The sequence below is a fragment of the Sporosarcina siberiensis genome (assembly GCF_042681925.1).
Taxonomy (GTDB): Bacteria; Bacillota; Bacilli; order Bacillales_A; family Planococcaceae; genus Sporosarcina; species Sporosarcina siberiensis.
The window spans coordinates 255,754-272,964 of record NZ_JBHUGI010000032.1 but is presented as its reverse complement, the minus strand read 5'-3'; the positions used below and the strand labels follow the sequence as shown (position 1 = coordinate 272,964).

Below are 17,211 nucleotides of genomic sequence, written 5' to 3'. Positions count from 1 at the left end.
TCATTTACCACCTTGATGTTAAAGTTTTATATCTTACCCGTAATTTCCATTATACAGAAAAACACCATTTTGTTCGGAGGGATTTATAGCATGAAGTCATTATCCAAATATCGCTTTACACTATCGGTTTAAAAGAGTCGTGGTAGGGTATTTGTACAATACTCACTCATCAATGTTTGTTTCTTAAATCCTTGTCTAAGTAAGCAAAATGAAAGTATATTATCTGTATTTTAAGAACTAAATGTAACAGAATTATTTCAATATAAACTTACTTTATATTTTAATTGTTATTCTTGTATAATCTTAAATGATGCAATACAATTGAAATGTGGCGATATTGTTACAAAGTAATTGAAGGGTTTTGAATGACCTTTCAATCGTTTTGTAGTGGTTCCGATTACAGCACACGTCAAAAAAATATGGTTGACGTTGGTCATGCGAAAATTTAGAGAGGATGTTTCTATATGACTAGAGTTAAAGATAAAGTAGCACTTATAACAGGAGGTGCTTCTGGGATAGGCCTTGCTACTGCGCAAGTATTGGCAAAAGAAGGCGCTAAAGTTGTAATTGCTGATTATAATGAAGAGGGTGCCAAAGAAGCGGCTGCTCAAATAACATCACTAGGGTTTGATGCCGTTAGCATTTTCCTAGATGCGGGCAGTGAAGAATCGATTAAAAGTGCGGTTGATTTCACGGTCGAGCAGTACGGTGGAATTACGGTTTTGTTTAACAATGTTGGTGGAACGAATTTAAAAAAGGATATAGATGTTGTCAATACAGATCTTGAAGAATGGGATCGCCTGATGAATCTAAATCTGAAAAGTGTTTTGATTGGTAGCCGGTTTGCGATTCCACATATGATCGAAGCTGGTGGTGGTTCAATCATCAATACAGCATCTATGGCCGGTTTTGCAGGAGATGCTACCCGTTCAGCTTACGGAGCTTCAAAAGCAGGGGTTATCAATTTAACAAAATACATTGCTACACAATACGGGAAACAGAATATTCGTTGTAATGGTGTTGCCCCTGGTCTTATTTTAACACCGGCAGCAAAGAACAATATGTCTCCTGAATTACTAGATACTTTCCTTCGATACAATCAACTTCCATATCACGGGGAACCTGAAGATATTGCAAATACGGTATTGTTTTTAGCTTCTGATGAGTCTAAATTCATTACAGGTCAAACGATTCAAGTAGAAGGCGGCCATTATTTAAGTAACCCAACGATTCCGGATTTTAGAGACATGATGAATCAAGGCTAAGGTGTTTTATCATAGACGCAAATACATATGAGTGAGAAAAATGCATTTTGCGTAGTAGATAGTTGATCGCAATTATTATCATGTTTTTATCTTGTACAAGGAAAATAGAAAAAATCAGGACTTTTGAAATGAAAATTACATTTAGAGGAGAACGAAAATGAAAAAAAGCATTTTTAAAATTCACTATGCATGGTGGATTCTTGTTGGTTTATGTATTATTGTCGGAATTTCAAAGGGTGGGCTCAATAACTCAGCCAGCCTTTTCTTAAGTCCAATCTCGGAAGAGCTTAATATTGGTATGGGAGATTTAACGTTATACTTTAGTGTTGCTGCGGTATTCACATTGCTTTTCCTAGCTTTTGCTGGTAAACTTGCGCAGAAATACGACATTCGTTTGTTAATCATTCTTTCAATTATTCTACAAGGAGGAGCTTTTATAGCTTTTGCTTTTATGAATACTGTGTGGGGATGGTATATATTCGCAGTACCACTTGCAATCGGTGGAACTTTCCTTACAGTTATTGTAGGTCCAGTATTAATCAATCAATGGTTCAAAAAGAGTAGCGGTTTGGCTCTTGGTATTTTAACTGCAACTGGAGGAATTATTGGAGCTCTTGTTCAGCCATTTGTTGGAAGATTAATTGTGAGTGATGGTTGGAGATATTCATATATCGTAATCGGAGTTGCGGCCATAATACTTGTTGTTTTGGCGACGATTATCTTTATTCGAAAGTTGTCTTCAGAAAAAGGATTATTTCCTTATGGAATGGAAGAAGCGAAACAAGGAGAAGATGGGTCCAATACAACATCTCAAAACAGTGGTGTTACGTTGGCGGTTGCTAAAAAATCCTCTGCATTTTATGCATTGTTGATTTTCTTCTTCTTCCTAACTGCAATAGCAAGCTTCATGATTCACGTCCCTACTTATATCGTGAATAAAGGGTTTACTCAAGAATTTGCAGGAACTGCATTGGGTGTATTCATGTTAGGCGTAGTGTTTGCTTCCTTACTTATCGGTGTTTTGAATGATAAAATAGGGACGAAAAACACTGCAATACTAGCTATGGTTTTAGGGATTATTTCCGTATCTATACTGTTATTCGCGGCGTCTAGTTCTGTTATGATTTTCGTAGCACTTATTCTTTTCGCTTTTGTTACGAGCGGAATCGGAATTATCGCACCATCTCTAACTTCAAGTTTATTTGGTAACAAAGAATACAGTCAAATTTACTCGACTGTTTCAATAGGACTAGCAGTAGCTTCAATCGTAGCACTACCAGCATACGGTTATGTTTTCCAATTTACTGGTAGTTATTCGGGCGGGTTATATGCAATTTTAGTAATGCTTGTTATTAATATTGTTGTGATTTTCGTTGCGTATAATGGAAAGAAAAAACTCGAACAAGCAGGTTTATGGAATTAAATTAAAAAAATAGGAGGAATTTAAATGAATAGATTAGACGGGAAAGTTGCAATTGTTACTGGAGCTGCACAAGGTATGGGTGCATCACATGTTAGACGTTTTGTTGAAGAAGGAGCAAAAGTTGTTTTCACCGATATTAACGCAGAAAAAGGTCTAGAACTTGAGAAAGAACTTGGAGAAAACTCTAAATTCATCAAGCATGACGTTACAAATGCTGCTGATTGGCAAGTAGTGGTGGATTCGACGATAGAATTATTTGGCGCTATTGATATCTTAGTAAACAACGCTGGAATTAGCATGAATGTATCCCTTCTAGATATGACAGAAGAGCAATACCGCAAAATAGTGGACATCAACCAAGTATCTGTTTTTCTTGGAATGAAGACGACGGCTCCTTCTATGATTGAAGCTAAAAAGGGATCAATTGTGAACATCTCTTCTATGAATGGTCTTGTTGGTGGAGCAGTAGGATATACCGATACGAAGTTTGCTGTTCGCGGAATGACAAAAGCTGCAGCTCTTCAATTGGGTCAACACGGAATTCGTGTAAACTCTGTACACCCAGGTGTAATTGAAACTCCAATGATTTCAGAAGGCGATGCTGTTGAAGCGATTAAGGAATTCTCAAAGCATATTCCAATGAGACGAATTGCAAAACCAGAAGAAGTAACAAATATTGTTCTTTTCCTAGCTTCAGATGAGGCAAGCTATTCAACAGGTTCGGAATTTGTTATTGACGGCGGACTCACTGCACAATAATAAGTAACAAACAAAAAACGCTCAAATCTGAGCGTTTTTTTGTTTGTTTACGTTTCACCAATTTAGTTGTCGCACAAAGAACCGAAATAATTATCTTTCTTGTTCCTGAGCAATCTCCATAAACATTTGCAATTTGTCAGCAACTTTTCCATATACGGTTTCTTTCTCATAGTCGCCGTGTTTGTTCGGTTGACCAGCGGGAACGTTTGTTAAGATTTCTATGCCTTCTTCAATCGTTTGTACTTTATAGATATGGAACTGTCCATCACGGACGGCATCAATGACTTCATCGTTCAGCATCAAGTTTTTCACGTTTTGATGGGGGATGAGTACGCCTTGTTTTCCTGTTAAGCCTTTATTTTTACATACATTATAAAAGCCTTCTATTTTTTCATTTACTCCGCCTATTGGCTGTATTTCACCGTTTTGATTGACGGAGCCGGTAACAGCTAATCCTTGATCGATAGGGATTTCCGCTAGGCTTGACAGAATGGCATACAGTTCTGTGCTGGATGCGCTATCGCCGTCTACACCGCCGTAAGACTGTTCAAAAGCGATGTGTGCGGTGAGGACTAAAGGATACTTTTGGGCGAACTTTTGTCCCAAATAACCGCCGAGAATATAGACGCCTTTGTTATGAATGTTTCCGCTCATTTTGCTTTCCCTTTCAATGTTAACGAACCCTTTTCGCCCCATAAAGGTTGTTGCAGTAATACGTGATGGTTTTCCGAAATGGTATTCTCCTAAATCGTAAACGGCCAGACCATTGACCTGTCCAATTTTCTCGCCTTCAGTGTCGATAAGAATACTTCCATCATCAATACGTGCTTGAATCTTCTCCTCGGTTAAATTTGAACGATAAATCTTTTCTTTAATCGCTTTTTCAATATGCTTGGCTGTAATGAGGTCGTCTCCCATCATGTTTGCCCAGGCATCTGCTTCGTAGATTATTTCTACTTGCCGATTAAATCGTGTGGATAGTTTGTTTTGGTGCTCGGCAAGACGTGAACTGTATTCCACTATTTTTGCTACTGCTGTTCGGTCAAAGTGTCGCAAGTTGTGTTTTTTACAAAGTGTGTGAATAAATCTTGCCAGTCCCGTAATGTTATCCTGGTTGTATTCCATTTCAACATCAAAATCTACGCGGATTTTAAATAGTTTACGAAAATCTTCATCGAGATTATATAAAGTTCGGTAGATGTCCATGTTTCCGATGATGATTATTTTCACATCTAGGGGAATTGGATCTGGATTCACCGATGCCGTAGCAATGGAGCCGGTATGTTCACCGATGTTCTCAATTTGAAGTTTGTAGGTCAATAATGCTCTTTTAATACCTTCCCAAGCAAGGCCTTTTGAAAAAATGTCTTTAGCTTGAATCAGGAGATACCCGCCGTTTGCGTCGTGAAGATAGCCCGGTTTTATTTTTGTGAAGTCGGTATTGAGTGCGCCCATTCGGTTTTCATATACGACCTTACCAATTAAATTGTAAAAAGTAGGATTGTCTGCTGATATGACTGGCATGCCGACTGTTTCACTATTATCAACAAGCAGGTTGATTGTATATTTTTTAAATGTTTGATGATCGTCTTTGAATAGAATGCCTAGTTGTTTTTCGTCTTTTTTGGTTTCATTAGGTAAAAAAGCATGAAAGTTAGTTACGAGATCTTTTCGTACCTCTTTTAAATAGTGAATCACTTCAGGACATTCTTTATAGTCTTTTATTAATTCATCAATGTGAAAGTCGATGGCTATGAGAGCGGTTTGATGATCAAAACCAGATAATGTTCTTTTCAATTCCTGCTCAAAATGAAGAATAGATTTTGTAGCTTCTCGTATGACATCTTGCAATTTGGCAGAGTCTTTTGCAATAGTTGCTAGCTGCTCTTCATCCAATAAGTTATAAGCTTCTTCACTTATAGGTTGTCCGTCTTCACCCATAGGTATCGTTAAAATCGTTGGTCCCGATTGCTTTATTAAAAAGCCGTGTTCAGTTGCTATCTTTGAGGTCGATTTATAAATCAGTTCTTCTTTTTCTTTATAGTTTTGAATGATAGATATACGGCTCTTCTGATGGTTTTCATCAAGGAATGTATTTGGAATATCTTCTTTCAAATCTTTCAAAAGATTTTCCATTGATTTTTGAAGTTGTTTACCTAAACCGACCGGGAGTTTTAACACTTTGGGTTTGTATTCATCCTCAAAGTTGTTTACGTAACACCAGTCGAATAGGTGCCCGTCTCTTTTAGCAAAATCATTCACAATGGAATTTACAAAGGAAGTTTTCCCAGTGCCTTCGATTCCACAAACGTACACATGATACCCAGGTTTATGGACGTGTAGTCCAAAATTCATAACTGTGCGAGCGCGTTGTTGTCCAACAATAGTTGTTAACTTTTCAACCTGTTCCGTTGATTCGAATTGCAACATCGAATAATCTACAAACCTTTTCAAATCTTGTGGTGCTAAGGAAGCTTGCTTTCGAATCGATCTTATATTGAAATGGTCCAATTAAACTCACCTTCCCTTATGTACTTTATGTTTACTCTTCCTATACCCAAATTAAGCGTAGACCACGCATTAATAAAAGAATATTTAGGTAAAATTGAATTGCATTCCAGATAGGGGAGAGGGGGTGCCGCTCTTTATTAAAAAGAAAAGTACATCACTCTATTAAGTGATGTACTGGGTAATTAAACAGGAAACATGTATATGAATAAAGTATTCACTCTTAGATGGAGCTGGTCCAATTTTTCTTAAGTTTTCTTAAAGGTGCCCGTAGTAATCTCTATGAACCGTAACAGAATTCGCATAATCAAGTAAGGTGCCCCAAGAAAAGATTGGCAATCCTAATTCTCTTTGAACGGCGCGTGCGAATGGCTGAAAACCTGTACATTCAAACATTAATGCCTTTATGTCTGGATTATTCTTAACAAATTCCTTACAAATTCGAATCATGTCCGCTTCTGCTGTACTATAGTTGCCGTTAGGTATAGAAGGAAGCTTATTATCAACCCATAAAGAATGAAACTCAGTAGATTCATAATCATCCAATACTCCAACGACCGCTAAATTACTTTCTGGATTGATACCTACATTACTTAGGTGTGCTGGAGTAAGGCTGTTTTTGTATGCGCATACAATTCCAATCTGTTCCTTTTGTCCAATGACTTGTTGAATCATTGGCACTTGTAAGAGGCTTGACATAAAAACCGGTATGTCCATTGCGCTGGCAATCTCTTGTTGGAAATATGAAAAATATCCACACTCTGCGGCTATTGCTTTAACGCCCAATCTTTGCAACCTCTTAGCTGCATCTAATATTGGTTGTAAACATTGCGACTTATCTTCATCGAGCACAAGTTTTTTTATGTCAATTCCTTCAACGATATCGTATTGTATTGGAAAATTATACGCACTTGCATTCCGAACATCTCCAGGAAAGCCAGGGTAAACTTCATCTAATAACATGATCCCTAAGCCCATACCGTAAGCAATATGGTTTTTTTTCGCCTTAATATTCTCAATTCCAGTATCCCGACTTTGATAATTCATATATTTTTCCTCCTCAAGAAAGTTTATACTGATTTGTTTGTTTTTCAATAAATCACGAGAATCTCATACAATGAAATCTATTCAGTAGTTTTCATTAATTCATCTATAATATCCTTACCGATACGCTTTTCAAGTTTTGGCCACGTAGTCGCTCGGACATGCTTTCCAATTTCACTAAGCTCTGCGTTGCTAAATTCCACTACGTTAATTCCTTCTTCAACCATCTTATCGCGGTAATCTTGGTCATGCTCTTCTGCATTTGCAAAGCTTTTTAATACGAGTTCTTCTGTCAATTCCTTAAACATTTCAAGATCTTTCTCGCTTAATTCATCGTACAGACCTTTATTCATAAGAAGTGAATCTGTATTAAAGAAGTCATTTGTTTGATAATAGTATTTTATGACATCACGAAAACCCAAGTAGTTTAATGCTGGTTCTCCGCCAGACCATCCGTCAGCCGAGCCTGTTTGTAATGCCGTATATAGATCTGCATATGGAATTGTTACTGTACGGAAACCAATATCAGCCATCGGAAGTCTAAAAGCATCGATTGGGGCTACACGTAACAGTAAATCTTTATCTTCTCCTAATTCCATGAAGTTCTCTATTTCTTTTGTCGTTCCAACTCCACCGAAACCATTTGCATGAAAGCCTAAGAGTTGAACATTGTGCTCATTATTAATTTCTTGAATCTTGCTGAATACGTAAGACTCTGTATTATATCTGTCCGTAATGTTCTCATAACTCTCCGACAAATAAGGAACAAATAGCATCTCCAAACGATTATCAAGAGTACTTGGAAGGGTAATTAACCCCATATCTATTGTGCCGCGTCCAATTTCCTCATACACCGTAGTATAATCGCCTAATTGGTTTGCAGGATATACCTTAATTTCAATACGTCCTTCGCTCTTTTCTTTAACCTGTTCTACAAATGTATACAGTGCCTGGGTACTCGGATGATCATCCGGATATACTCCTGCAATGCGTAGGGTCTGTGTCTTTTCCGATGCTGATATCCCATTATCAGAACCCTCTGCTTTGGAATTACATGCAGCAAGTACAACCAATGAAACTGCTAATAAAGCTATTTTCATAACATTTTTCTTCAATATGCTTCATCCTCTCAATTCTATTCTATTGTCAATTTTTACTACCAAGATAAAGTGGCTGAATTATAAGTATTCGCTGTGTTTCCTAATCTCCATCACGGAATGAAGGGGCATATAAGATTGATAAGTCTATAGTTAAAGTATCTACATCACCTCCCAAAAAAATAAAAAGAGCAGAACTAAAAATGCTTTTACACATTTTTAGTTCCGCTCGGATTTAAAATTTGAATTATGTTGAAAAGGGTCGCTTCTCAACAAAACTTTAAGCTAGCGTAACAGAATATTCTATTAATTGATTACTATACTAGGTCATGTTCAATCCGTCAACTACTCTTTGTACTTGCATAAATTAAATATTGGTTATAAGCATCTTTTATCGCCATAGAAATCGCTTTTTTGCCTAAACCAAAATATCTGCTTTCAAATGTCTTTACTTGTTCATTTATTCCGTCAGCTATACAGTGACCTTCAAAAATAGTATTGAGAAAGTCTGTGCACACATCGGTTATAAACGTACTTGATGTGTACATTATTTTATCAGTTTGAGGATCTATCTCAAAACCGACCCCAAATACACCATATAAGTTTTTCCCTGCCATTCCATCAGGTAATCTTGAATAACCTGTACATATTATTGAATTGTTCGATCCCATACGAATCCCCCTAATTCATTACTGTAATAGTATGAATAGTATATCATCACAATACGAATATAGTAAGATTAGATGTTTAAATGGGTCATGCTCTACAAATAATAAGCAATTTCTTAAGTATATGGAATTGAATGTGGATTAAATAAACAGACACATCAAATTTGTTTTAGTCACATGTGCATGTAATGGAAAAAATTACTACGACTAATTTGCTACTTCCATTCTTTGTTATACAATTGTAGTATGTAACTTAAATAGTGTCATGTTAAAGAATTCATCACTTCTGTATCAATTACACTTGAACTATAAGCGAGCATTATGAATGGAGGATGAGTCATGGACAAAGAATTAGGCAAAGAAAATGTTGTTGAATTTCTTATAGCCATTAAAGATTCGCTGCCAAACAAGCAGAAACAATTATGTTCATATATTTTAGAAAACAATCGCGATGTCGGATTACTTACTGTTAAGGAACTTGCAGAAAAGGCAGATGTAGGAACGACAACAGTAATGCGTTTAATAAAAGAACTGGGTTACAGCAGTTTCTTTAAATTTAAAAAAGACTTCTATGACATTCAATTGGACTACTCGGATAAATGGGAAAATGTACAAAAGTCATTTGGAAATGATAATGAAAATGAAAACGAGGCATATAAAACACTTTCATCCGTTGGTAAAGAAGCAATTAACGTAATAGAACAATCGCTTACCCCATATATAGTTGAAAACTTTAATATAGCAATGGATTTAATAGCGAACGCAGAAATGATTAATTTACTTGGATTACGCCCTTATAAAGCTGTTGCATTATATATGGAAATGCTGATGGGAGAATTTTATTCGAATACCCGTCAGTTAAGTCATGATAGTGAAACTATGATTGACAGGATCCTACAGTTTACTCCAAATGAAGTTCTGATTCTATTTGGATTTGCTCCGTATACACAACGTACAATAGATGCTGCAGCACTTGCTTATAAAAAAGGTGTACCGATTATTTTAATAACAGACCATCTGTCGTGCCCGATTGCATCGTTTTCAAAAGTAATCTTGAAAGTTAAGGCAAGTGATAAGCACTTCACGATAGTTCCAGTGATTGTTTTAGTCGAGGCAATTGTTCTTGATCTTGGTAAAAGAAATTCTAAAACATCCATTCAAAGGATTAGAACACTCTTTGAAACATTAAAAGAATACGAAATAATAGTTCACTAGAATACGTTAAATGCTTATTGACTTATGGTTTATAGTTCAATCAAAACTGAGTAGAAAAAGGTCGAGGGTGCGTATCATTGTAAGGTTTCTAGTATCCAGACTACTTAAAAATTCAACCCTGATTACTAAATGCATCACGAGTGACAAAAACGGAATAATTGATATAAAATCCCCTTTCGCATTTCTAAAATTGCGAAAGGGGATTTTATGTTGTGCCAAGAAATAGCGCTTAAAAGGCATTAAAAGAATTTTTGTTCCTTTTCTTAAAAAAAAGGTTTACATACAACTATTTGAATGTTAAGATTACTGCGAAGTCATTAATAAATAGACAATTCTGTATTATCTGGAGAAAAGGGAGGGTAATGAGAACTGAACAAGGTAATGGAAGAAGTGCAAATTGTAAAAGAGTAGGTTCCATTTTATTTATCGTATGGAAATGGATTATGAGTCAGTGGATTAGAAAGAACTTAAAATGATATTTTACAGAATAATAGAATTTACATTCAAGGGCTTTTACGCGTATGGACAGTGAAGTCGATGTCCTCATATCGCTTTGAAGTATTAAGTTTACTTAAAATGACAACCGAATTATGTAAGCGTTATCACTATCGGTGGAAATCTGTATAAGACTTTTCAATAACCAATTATGAAATGTAAACAGACTGTGTAATGAAACTTCGAACAGCTTTAGAAAATTCTAGGGAATTAATTGAAGTTAAGAATTACGATATAAAAAAGATGACAAGGAGATGAATGAGATGAAGAATAAACACATGATTATGTTTCTAATAATTGTACTGTCTATGGTATTAGCAGCTTGTAATTCAGATAAAGGGACATCTACACAGGCTGAGGCAGCAGGATCGGATCCGTTGAAAATTCGGATTGCAGGCCAATCACCTGATGACCATCCAAGTACTCAAGCCATGTATCATTTTGCGGAACAGCTTAAAGAAAAGACAGATGGAAGAATAGAAATTAAAGTATATCCTGCGAATCAGCTGGGGGATTATACTACGGTATATGAAGAAATAGGGCGTGGAACAATAGAGATGGGCTTGATCAGTATCCCAAGTGAACTAGACAACCGCTTGGAATTGCTTTTCACACCATATATGGTAGAAGGCTATGATGGGATAGTTGAAGCCTATGAACGTGGATCATTCGTTTTTAATAAAATAGAAGAAATAAGCAATGAAAAAAATGTTCAACTCTTAGCCTTCCATGCAAATGGATTTGGTGGAATTGGAACAACAAAAGAAGTAAGTAATATCATGAACTTTGATGAAGATAAAGATCTATTGCTTCGTGTCCCACCAATCGATGCATTTAAGCAACCCATCGAAGACATTGGTTTTCGAACTGTAACAATTCCTTTTGCAGATTTGTACACTTCATTGCAAACGGGTGCAGCGGAAGGTTGGACTGGTGGAGAGGCTTCATTGAATTACTATGGTTATCGCGATGCCATCAAATACTTTTATGCAACGAATGATTTCTTTAACCCAGACTCACTTCTAATAAACAAGGATCTTTTCGAAAAAGTTAGCGAAGACGATCGCAAGATAATGGAAGAATTAGCAACAGAATTAATGAATAAAAGTTTTGAGACTGCAGAAAGTAATGATGAAAAGTATAGAAGCTTAATGAGAGATGAAGGAATAGAAGTAGTCGAGTTTAGTAAAGAAGAAATTAGTGAACTAGCCGATTTTGTCCGCAAAACGACATGGCCTAAATTAAAGAAACGTGTTGGCGAAGATATTATTGATGAGTTAACGAATCAATTTGATAAGTGAAGTGAACTATTCATGAGGAATGGTAAACAATGAAGTGTTTTCAAAATTAGTAGAAGGAGGTAGTCTGACTTTGAAAAGGTTGGTTAAAATCCAAGAAACTGTTTTGGTTATATCAAGTATTCTTGTTCTAATCGGTCTGTTTTTGACTGTGCTCTTGCGATATGTTTTTAAGATAGACTTGTTTGGTATAGAAGAGTTGTTACTACTTCCGATTTTTTTATTGTACTTTATAGGAGCTGCCAATGGCAGTTATGAGGATAGTCATATTTCCGCTAATATGATTGACTCTTACCTGAAGAGTGAAAAGGTTAAATTAATTATAAAGGCGTTTACAACGGTTGTTACACTCGGTGTCTGCGTGATCATATCTTATTGGAGTACTGAGTACTTGATTTGGAGCTTTTCGAATGGGGGGGCCACTTCAGGATGGCAGATTCCTTTGTATATCCCTCATGGAACAGTATTGTTAGGATTTTTATTGATGACCCTCTACTCATTTACTCATTTATACACTCAAATTAATTTGATAATACACCAGTATAAAAATTAGGAGGGTTCCAGTGTGGTTGCATATATAGCTATAATCATTTTACTTATTGCATTAATGATTGGAATCCCAATTCCATTTGTATTCCTCTTAACGGTTATCTATTTAATCTTTTCTTTAGGGTACGATCCGAGCTTTTTAATTCCATATGGATTTAGCCAGTTAAATAATATGGTCTTGCTAGCAATTCCGCTTTTCATTATGGCAGGGACTGTAATGTCTACAGGTGGAATTGGTGAAAGAATCGTAGATTTTACACAGGTAATCGTTGGTAAAACAAGAGGAGGAATGGGCGTTGTTACGGTAATCGCCTGTGCAATATTTGGTGCGATGTCCGGAAGTGCCGCTGCTGCGTTAACGAGTATCGGAAGTATCATGTTTCCTCGTCTAGTCGACAATGGATATTCTAAGGGGTTTGCTTCTTCTTTAATAACGAGTTCTTCCGTTCTGGGATTACTCATACCGCCCAGTGCGATAATGATCTTATATGCATGGGTTGGTAATCAGTCTGTATTAGCCAGTTTTTTGGCAACTGTGGTACCTGCACTAATACTCATGTTTTTCTTTAGTATTATCAATTTCTTTTACATGAGGAAAAAGGAAGTAGTTATGTTTAGTATTCCAAAACTCTCAGATGAGCCTGCACCTTCAAGGGCTCAGGAATTTAAGAGTAAAGGTATTTCTGCGATACCAGGATTATTAATGCCTGTTATCGTACTAGGTGGTATATATGGTGGATTTATGACACCTACAGAAGCTGCCGCTATTTCAGTAGTCTATGCAATACCAGTAGGTTTATGGGTGTATAAAGAAATGGATCGAAAAGGTCTATACAAAGCACTAGTAGATGCAGCAACAACTACTGGGGTCATAATGGTAATGTTGTACGCTATTATGATTCTAAGTCGAATTATTATTATGGAAAATGTACCGGACGCTTTAACGAACATATTACTATCGATAACGGATAATATGCTCTTACTCATGTTACTGGTCAATCTATTTTTAATAATAATTGGAATGTTAATGGATGACGTCAGTGCTATATTACTAGCAACACCTCTTTTGTTACCACTTGTTGTGAATTTAGGAGTAGATCCGATTCATTTCGCAGCAATTATTGGAGTGAATTTAGGGCTGGGTCTATTGACACCACCTACAGCTCCTTTGTTATATCTTGGTAGTCGAATGAGTAAAACACCTATTAACCAAATGCTTGGGCCAACTATGGTTATGATTTTCTTGGCTTGGATACCGACATTAATTATTACAACATTTGTTCCAGAAGTAGCACTATTTCTACCACGTTTACTTCTAGGATATTAAACTACTAGCATAAATCGCTAGATAAAAAGAAAGCTTATACTTTGTCAGCGTATATTTATAGATTCATTTACTCTACATAATCTGAGGTGAACGTCCTTAAGATTTAAATGAATAGTTACAGATCAAATTGTTCGAACATTAAAAAAGTATTTAGGGGGTTCTAGTATTGAGCACAAATCAAACGCATGTTATGAATACTAAAGAAGTTAAGTTGGATAAATTATTTTCACCACTTAAAATTGGTGAACGAGAGGTTAAAAATCGTATTGTATCCTCTTCTCATGCTGTGGGCTTTGATCATGGTTTACTAACTGAACGTCATTTAAGATACCACGAAAGAAAAGCTGAAGGTGGAACGGGCTTAGTCATGACTTTCGGATCTGCAAGTGTTTATAAGGAATCATCTGCTTCATACGGTTCCGTAAGTTTATGGGATCCTAGAAACGAGCCTTTTCTAATCGATTTAGCAAAACGCGTGCAAGCACATGGGGCTTTAATCATGTCACAAGCGACTCATATGGGTAGGAGAGGGAGCTCGATTATTAGTGGTCGTTCGATTCAGGCTCCATCTGCTCATCCAGAGCCGGTTCACCGTGAAATTTCCCATGTTTTACGAACAGAAGAAATACAACCAATTATTGATGCATTCGCTGATGCTGCGGCCACACTTGAAAGATGTGGTTGGGATGGTATGGAAATAACAGCTTTTGGTGGGCATCTCATAGAGCAGTTTTGGAGCCCAGTAATTAATGATCGAACGGATCGTTACGGAGGAGATTTCGAAGGCCGAAATCGTTTTGCCGTTGAAGTACTTCAGGCAGTTAGAGCAGCCGTTTCGAGTAGATTTATCATCAGCTTTAGAATGGCTGGTGATCCTAAAGAAGAAGAAACCGGTCTGAATCAGGAAGATATGCTTGAAATTGCAATCAAACTAGATGAACTGAAATGTATTGATTTCTTTAATATCAGTGGTGGAACGGGAACAACGTACAATTCTCAAACTGCATTTGTGCCGGGAGACAACTTTAAACGTGGTACTTATAATCATTTAACGCGAAGAATGAAAAAACATCTTTCTGTTCCTGTGCTGGTGGCTGGACGAATCCTTGATCCTGTACAAGCAGAGGAAGCATTGGAAAATGAAGATTGCGATCTAGTAGCAATGACTAGAGCCATTATAGCGGATCCAGATTTACCAAAGCTTGCTCAGGAAGGAAAACTCGCCGAGATTCGCCCTTGTATCGCTTGTAACGAGTCATGCATAGGTAGAATATATTCAGGAATGCCAATGATATGTACTGTTAATCCGTCAGTTGAATTGGACATCTTGGATGAAATTGGGAAAGCGAAAAACGTCCATCATGTTGTGGTCATAGGCGGTGGGCCAGCGGGAATGGAAGCTGCTCGAGTTGCAGCGAATCGTGGCCATAAGGTGTTGTTAATTGAAAAAGGGGATCGTCTTGGTGGAAAAGTAAACATTGCTTCTATTGTAGACGGTCGGCCACATTACGCGGAGCATGTAAAATGGCTTGAAAAGGAATTGAAAAGATTAGGTGTAGAGGTTCGTTTACAAGAAGAAGTAAATATGGAGAAATTGGTTTCTATGAATCCAGATCAGGTCATAGTTGCAACGGGCGCAATTACATCTGCAATGCCTGAAATAGGACAAAAAGGAACGACTAGTGTAACTGATATAGACGTTCTAAGTGGAAAGATTTCGATTGAACCTAATAGCAAAGTGCTAGTCTATGACCGAGAGGGTAGATACAGAGGTACTAGTATCGCAAATCATATCGCGGGTCTGGATGTTGCCCATGTAGAGGTTGCGACACCAATGTGGTCTGTCTCTGAAGATCTTGATGAAATCCAGAAAGCGGTAATGTATAAACTTATGGCAAAACTGGGAGTTAAATTGAAGCCAAATAAAAATCTAATCGTTAAAGATGATCAAGCCGTTCTTAAAGATATATGGTCTGGATCGGAAGAAACGCTTGTAGAGTACGATTATATTGTATTTGTAGGGTATGAACAAGGGGATAATGCACTTTACGAAGAATTGACATCCCTTGCACCGACTCTTAACATTCAACTGATTGGGGATGCACTATCACCAAGACGTTTGAATAACGCAATATTAGAGGGATCACAAGCTGGAAGGGTTGTTTAAGGCTGTATGTATTATTCAATAGAGATCATTTAATTGAATAAATAAACTTGAATACTCTCTTTAGTGAAAGATAAACCTGTTCACTGAAGAGAGTGTTTTTTGTTATGGATTTCTCGTAGCCGTGAAAGTTTCAATAAATAGGATTTTTTTCACACAGATTATCTGCCCTCAACCTGTAAATTAACTGCATACCTACATGTATTTTAGATTGACATCTATTGAATCAGAGTATAATATTATGAGTGGATTGAGAATCATTTTCAATTAAAATTAAACGTTTGGAGATGGAACTATATGAAGAAGAGTTTGATTTTAATCGTTGTTGCCATAATGCTTGTTCTTGCTGCTTGTGGAAGTACAACTAAAAAGGAAAGCGACACGGATACAGATGTTAAGAAATCCGAGAAGTCGGAAGTGAATTTGTATACAAGCCGTCATTATGATGTAGATACAGAATTATATAAGAAGTTTGAAGAAGAAACAGGTATAAAAGTGAACGTCATCAAAGACGAAGCAGATGTACTAATCGAACGAATCAAACGTGAAGGAACTGCTACGAAAGCGGATTTATTACTAACAGCAGATGTTGGAAGACTGTACCGTGCAAAAGAAGAAGGACTTCTTCAAACGGTGTCAAGTGACATATTATCGAAACAAATACCTAAAAACTTACGTGATGATGAAGGTATGTGGGTTGGTTTAACGAAGCGAGCAAGAATTATAGTGTATAATAAAGATAAGGTCAAACCCGAAGAACTTTCCACTTATGAAGCTCTTACAGAAGACAAGTGGAAGAGCCGTGTTCTCGTTAGATCATCTGAAAGCGTCTATAACCAGTCACTTCTTGCTTCATTCATCGAAATAGATGGTGAAGAGAAAGCAAAAGAATGGGCGCAAGGCATCGTTAATAACTTTGCCCAAAATCCTGGTGGCGGTGACCGTGACCAAGCGAAAGCAATTGCAGCTGGAATCGGTGATGTCGCGATTATGAACTCATATTATTTCGGTCAAATGCTTAATTCGCAAGAACCGGAAGAAGTAAAAGTAGCAGAGAATCTTGGTGTTTTCTTTCCTAACCAAGAAACAACGGGTACACATGTAAATATTAGTGGAGCCGGAGTCATCAAAGATTCTAAAAACGCGGAAAACGCACTTAAATTACTTGAATTCCTCACTGGAGAAGAAGCACAAAGCAAGTTTGCTTCTGCGAATTATGAATTCCCTGTGAATGAAAATGTAGAACCTTCAGAACTCCTTAAATCTTGGGGGGACTTTAAAGAACAAGAGATCCCATTATCGATTCTCGGAGAAAACAACGCGAAAGCGATTATGGTTTTTAACGAGGTTGGTTGGAAATAAAATCGAACCCCCTTCCGTAGTTTCGGTAAGGGGGTTG

At 36.9% G+C, this 17,211-nt stretch carries 13 protein-coding genes; 9 read left to right on the top strand and 4 right to left on the bottom strand.

All coding sequences use genetic code 11. The features are described from left to right. The first annotated feature begins 464 nt into the window (after positions 1–464). The 3 genes from ACFSFY_RS12235 to ACFSFY_RS12225 all read left to right on the top strand — a co-directional run bounded on the left by ACFSFY_RS12235 (position 465) and on the right by ACFSFY_RS12225 (position 3,447). Positions 465–1,265: an SDR family NAD(P)-dependent oxidoreductase gene (locus ACFSFY_RS12235; protein WP_381538411.1), complete on the top strand. Its 801-nt coding sequence runs from the start codon at positions 465–467 to the stop codon at positions 1,263–1,265. A 157-nt stretch (positions 1,266–1,422) separates the two neighbouring features. Continuing rightward, on the top strand, positions 1,423–2,688 hold the full coding sequence (locus ACFSFY_RS12230) for an MFS transporter (protein WP_381538410.1): 1,266 nt from the start codon (positions 1,423–1,425) through the stop codon (positions 2,686–2,688). 24 nt (positions 2,689–2,712) lie between these two features. Beyond that, positions 2,713–3,447 (top strand): glucose 1-dehydrogenase, encoded by a 735-nt coding sequence (locus ACFSFY_RS12225; RefSeq protein WP_381538408.1) that lies wholly within the window; start codon positions 2,713–2,715, stop codon positions 3,445–3,447. A 90-nt stretch (positions 3,448–3,537) separates the two neighbouring features. Here the strand turns inward: ACFSFY_RS12225 and ACFSFY_RS12220 are convergent, their stop codons facing one another. The 4 genes from ACFSFY_RS12220 to ACFSFY_RS12205 form a co-directional block, all read right to left on the bottom strand. Next, a complete protein-coding gene (locus tag ACFSFY_RS12220; RefSeq protein ID WP_381538406.1) occupies positions 3,538–5,958 on the bottom strand; it encodes an AAA family ATPase in 2,421 nt (806 codons plus the stop codon). A 255-nt stretch (positions 5,959–6,213) separates the two neighbouring features. Next, positions 6,214–7,002, bottom strand: coding sequence for an aspartate/glutamate racemase family protein (locus ACFSFY_RS12215; RefSeq protein WP_381538405.1), 789 nt, complete (start codon positions 7,000–7,002; stop codon positions 6,214–6,216). 77 nt (positions 7,003–7,079) lie between these two features. Continuing rightward, positions 7,080–8,114, bottom strand: coding sequence for a TRAP transporter substrate-binding protein DctP (dctP, locus tag ACFSFY_RS12210; protein ID WP_381538403.1), 1,035 nt, complete (start codon positions 8,112–8,114; stop codon positions 7,080–7,082). Between the two features lie 323 nt (positions 8,115–8,437). Further along, positions 8,438–8,767 (bottom strand): DUF3870 domain-containing protein, encoded by a 330-nt coding sequence (locus ACFSFY_RS12205; protein WP_381538401.1) that lies wholly within the window; start codon positions 8,765–8,767, stop codon positions 8,438–8,440. Between the two features lie 336 nt (positions 8,768–9,103). On the opposite strand from ACFSFY_RS12205, the gene ACFSFY_RS12200 reads away from it, so the two are divergent. The 6 genes from ACFSFY_RS12200 (at position 9,104) to ACFSFY_RS12175 (ending at position 17,174) form a co-directional block, all read left to right on the top strand. Further along, entirely contained in the window at positions 9,104–9,979 is an 876-nt protein-coding gene (locus ACFSFY_RS12200) for a MurR/RpiR family transcriptional regulator (RefSeq protein WP_381538399.1), read from the top strand. Between the two features lie 758 nt (positions 9,980–10,737). Continuing rightward, positions 10,738–11,775, top strand: a complete 1,038-nt coding sequence (dctP, locus tag ACFSFY_RS12195) for a TRAP transporter substrate-binding protein DctP (RefSeq protein ID WP_381538397.1) — start codon at positions 10,738–10,740, stop codon at positions 11,773–11,775. A 70-nt stretch (positions 11,776–11,845) separates the two neighbouring features. After that, positions 11,846–12,325, top strand: a complete 480-nt coding sequence (locus tag ACFSFY_RS12190; RefSeq protein ID WP_381538395.1) for a TRAP transporter small permease — start codon at positions 11,846–11,848, stop codon at positions 12,323–12,325. Positions 12,326–12,337: 12 nt separating this feature from the next. Continuing rightward, positions 12,338–13,648, top strand: coding sequence for a TRAP transporter large permease (locus ACFSFY_RS12185; RefSeq protein WP_381538393.1), 1,311 nt, complete (start codon positions 12,338–12,340; stop codon positions 13,646–13,648). A gap of 166 nt (positions 13,649–13,814) precedes the next feature. Further along, entirely contained in the window at positions 13,815–15,815 is a 2,001-nt protein-coding gene (locus ACFSFY_RS12180) for an oxidoreductase (protein ID WP_381538391.1), read from the top strand. A 294-nt stretch (positions 15,816–16,109) separates the two neighbouring features. Next, positions 16,110–17,174, top strand: a complete 1,065-nt coding sequence (locus ACFSFY_RS12175) for an extracellular solute-binding protein (protein WP_381538388.1) — start codon at positions 16,110–16,112, stop codon at positions 17,172–17,174. Positions 17,175–17,211: the final 37 nt, after the last annotated feature.

Excerpts from the sequence above, each read along its gene's own strand:
- ACFSFY_RS12230 (WP_381538410.1), top strand. The coding sequence starts at position 1,423 with ATGAAAAAAAGCATTTTTAAAATTCACTATGCATGGTGGATTCTTGTT.
- ACFSFY_RS12235 (WP_381538411.1), top strand. The coding sequence starts at position 465 with ATGACTAGAGTTAAAGATAAAGTAGCACTTATAACAGGAGGTGCTTCT.
- dctP (WP_381538397.1), top strand. The coding sequence starts at position 10,738 with ATGAAGAATAAACACATGATTATGTTTCTAATAATTGTACTGTCTATG.
- ACFSFY_RS12175 (WP_381538388.1), top strand. The coding sequence starts at position 16,110 with ATGAAGAAGAGTTTGATTTTAATCGTTGTTGCCATAATGCTTGTTCTT.
- ACFSFY_RS12225 (WP_381538408.1), top strand. The coding sequence starts at position 2,713 with ATGAATAGATTAGACGGGAAAGTTGCAATTGTTACTGGAGCTGCACAA.
- ACFSFY_RS12200 (WP_381538399.1), top strand. The coding sequence starts at position 9,104 with ATGGACAAAGAATTAGGCAAAGAAAATGTTGTTGAATTTCTTATAGCC.
- ACFSFY_RS12205 (WP_381538401.1), bottom strand. The coding sequence starts at position 8,767 with ATGGGATCGAACAATTCAATAATATGTACAGGTTATTCAAGATTACCT.
- ACFSFY_RS12215 (WP_381538405.1), bottom strand. The coding sequence starts at position 7,002 with ATGAATTATCAAAGTCGGGATACTGGAATTGAGAATATTAAGGCGAAA.